The sequence below is a fragment of the Bartonella grahamii ATCC 700132 genome (genome assembly GCF_000518085.1).
Lineage (GTDB): Bacteria > Pseudomonadota > Alphaproteobacteria > Rhizobiales > Rhizobiaceae > Bartonella > Bartonella grahamii.
Genome location: NZ_JACX01000067.1, coordinates 1 through 1,198, shown reverse-complemented (window position 1 = coordinate 1,198; position 1,198 = coordinate 1). Strand labels below are relative to the sequence as shown.

The following is a 1,198-nucleotide window of genomic DNA, read 5'->3' as shown; positions in this document are numbered from 1 at the left end:
TAGGGACAGGTAGAAAATAAGTTAAAAGAATCAACGGAATCAAAATTCCCGAACTTTTATATAACCTATTGATTTTACTAAACATTGGCTGGGGTTGCTTCCCCAACACCAGAAAGTATCCTATCCCCTTGGTCCTTATTGGAGATATTGATTTCACTGCCTTCTACTGCTGCGCCAATAGTGAGACGATGCGTTGTTTTGTCTTGCTGAACAAAGCTTTCGCTTTCTACTTTTTTAACCACATTATTAACCTGTTCAGTCAATTTATTCTGAACATTCGTGATAGAACTACCAACACCAGCAAAAGCAGAAGCTACATCAGGATAATCCTTATCTTCAGGGACGCCATCTTCCTTGATTGTTTTTACCTTGAAGGTAGGAGAAGTCCATTTCCCATCCGCATAGCTAACATTACCGCCTAAAGATTTTGCAACACTGCTCCCTAGACTATGAAGCTGATTGCCAGCTACAGCATCGCTTGAGGTTGAAGTAATGTCTCCATTGGCAAGTGATGTAATCTTGCTGCTGCTTTTTTCTTCTCCATGCTGCGCTGCAAACGCATTCTCCTCTTCGCTCCAGTACAAAGAATCATTTTTCGCATTAGTGATCTGATTGGTAATCTCTTTTTTTACATTCGTGATAGAAGAACCAACACCAGCAAAGGCAGAAGCTACATCAGAATATTCTTTGTTTTCTGTTTCGCCATCTTCCTTAACGGACTTAACAATGAATGTAGGAGCAGTCCATGTGCCACTTTCATATTTAGCGCCACCACCGAAATAAGATGCAACACTGCTCCCTAGACTATGAAGCTGAGCACCCGTTATGGCTTCGGTTGAGTCTTCACCAACAACCCCATTGAGTAAACCGGAAAGTTTCCGGGCTCCACTATCCTTATTTAAAATGCTGATTTCAGTACCACCGGTTCCCTTACCGATAGTGATAAGACCTGCTCCTCCATCACGCAGACTGCGCGCTAAAGTCATCTCTGTTGCTTGCTTAACAAGAATACTGTCTCTTACCTCTTTAATTTCAGTATTTGTTGCCAAAAGTTGGGAACCATTGACAGCTTCGGTTGATTCTGCTGTGAGTGCACCATTTTGAATGCCTGTTATCTTCTTACTACCAGCATCAATACCACCGGTGGTTATTTTCGGACCATCAGTAATTACCAGACCTGTTGCGTCTAGGGTATTTG

At 42.2% G+C, this 1,198-nt stretch carries 1 pseudogene; it reads right to left on the bottom strand.

Features of this window, described 5'->3' with window-relative positions:
- Positions 1–77: 77 nt before the first annotated feature.
- A pseudogene (locus U736_RS12445) lies at positions 78–1,198 on the bottom strand (Vomp family autotransporter); the annotation flags it as partial.